The sequence below is a fragment of the Trebonia sp. genome (assembly GCF_049794275.1).
GTDB lineage: Bacteria > Actinomycetota > Actinomycetes > Streptosporangiales > Streptosporangiaceae > Trebonia.
This window is the reverse complement of record NZ_JBARCR010000682.1, coordinates 1-1,576: the sequence shown is the minus strand read 5'-3', so window position 1 is coordinate 1,576 and position 1,576 is coordinate 1. Positions and strand designations below refer to the sequence as shown.

General features: G+C 73.5%; 1 protein-coding gene and 1 pseudogene. Both read right to left on the bottom strand.

The window, feature by feature from the left end; translation table 11 throughout:
• A partial coding sequence (locus WA805_RS18250) for a hypothetical protein (protein ID WP_425242929.1) occupies positions 1 to 450 on the bottom strand: 450 nt, incomplete at its 3' end.
• 109 nt (positions 451 to 559) lie between these two features.
• A pseudogene (locus tag WA805_RS18245) lies at positions 560 to 1,576 on the bottom strand (phospho-sugar mutase); the annotation flags it as partial.

Genomic DNA, 1,576 nt, shown 5'->3' with positions numbered 1-1,576 from the left:
CAGCCGGTCGCCCGGCGGCCGGGGAGACAGCAGCAGCACCGCGATCGTGCCGGCCGCCGAGGCCAGCCACCAGCCGGCGAGCCGGCTCGGGATCATCGACGCGTCCCCGGCGGAGACCACCGGCAGCACATACGCGAACATGGCGGCCGTGGAGCCGGAGGCGGCGTTCGGGCCCGCGATCCCGGCGAAGAAGATCGCGAACGCCACCGGTACCGTGACGACCACGGCGAGCCAGGTGGTGCCGCTGACCAGCGTGCCGATGATCAGCGCTAGGCTCCCGGTGATCGCGAGGCCGGTGTGCGCGATGAGCTTGTCTTTTCTCGTGCCGCCGAACCCGGCGATGACCAGCGTCGCGAAGCCGCCGAACGTGGCGAACAGCGCCATCTGCGGATCGCCGATGACCTTGTCGGTCAGCGCGAACAACGACGGCACGACGACGGTGGCCCGCACGGCACGAAGGGCTGCGGGGACCGACCAGACAGGTTTCCACCAGGGCTGCGCCACTCTTCCGCATCCTACGGACCCGCTGCCCGGGGAGGCTACCCCGTTAACAGCCTGGTTACGGGCCCAGCAGCGCGGTGACCGCCGCGCGCAGCGGCGCCATGCGGGTTTGCGCGGCCGCCCGGGCGGTGCTCAGATCGTCGCCAGGCGGCTCGGTCACCTCCAGGTAGGCCTTGATCTTGGGCTCGGTGCCGCTGGGGCGGATGACGACCCGGCTGCCGCCGGCGAGTGCGAAGCGGAGCACGTCAGACGGCGGCAGGCCAGTGCCGTTGTCCGCGGCCGCGAAGTCGGTGACCGTTTCCACCGCGGCGCCGCCGAGATCCGCAGGGGGAGCGGCCCTGATCCGGCGCATCACGTCCTCCGGGTCGTCGATCCGGGGCGCCAGCTGCCCGGTCAGGTGCACGCCGTGCGCCCGCTCCAGGTCGTCGTAGGCGGCGGTGAGGGTCCCGCCGTCTTGTCTCGCGGTGGCGGCGAGGCGCAGCACGGCCAGCGCCGCGCCGATGCCGTCCTTGTCGCGGACGGCCTGCCCGACCTGATAGCCGAGCGCCTCCTCGTAGCCGAACGCGAACCGCGCTCCTGGCTGACCGTCGGCCGCCCGCGCGATCCACTTGAACCCTGTCAGCGTCTCCGCGTAGCGGGCGCCGGCCGCGGCGGCGACCTTGGACAGCAGTGTCGAGGACACGATCGTGGTGGCGGCGAACTCCCCTGGGCCTGCCTGGTCGCCGAGCAGGAACGCGCCGAGCAGCGCGCCGAGCTGATCACCGGTCAGCTGCCGCCACCCGCCGGAATCCGGCGCCGACGCCGGCTCGGAAGCCTCAGGAGCCTCAGAAGTCGCCGTCGGCACCGCGACCGCCAGGCGGTCCCCGTCCGGGTCGCTGGCCAGCACCAGGTCCGCGCCGAGCTCCCTGGCCTGGGCGAGCGCCAGGTCGAGCGCGCCGGGTTCTTCCGGGTTGGGGAACGCGACCGTCGGGAAGTCCGGGTCGGGCGTGCCCTGCGCCACGACCACGTGCGGCGCGGCGAAGCCGGCCCGCTGGATGGCGCGCAGCATCAGGTCGCCTGCGACCCCGTGCAGGGG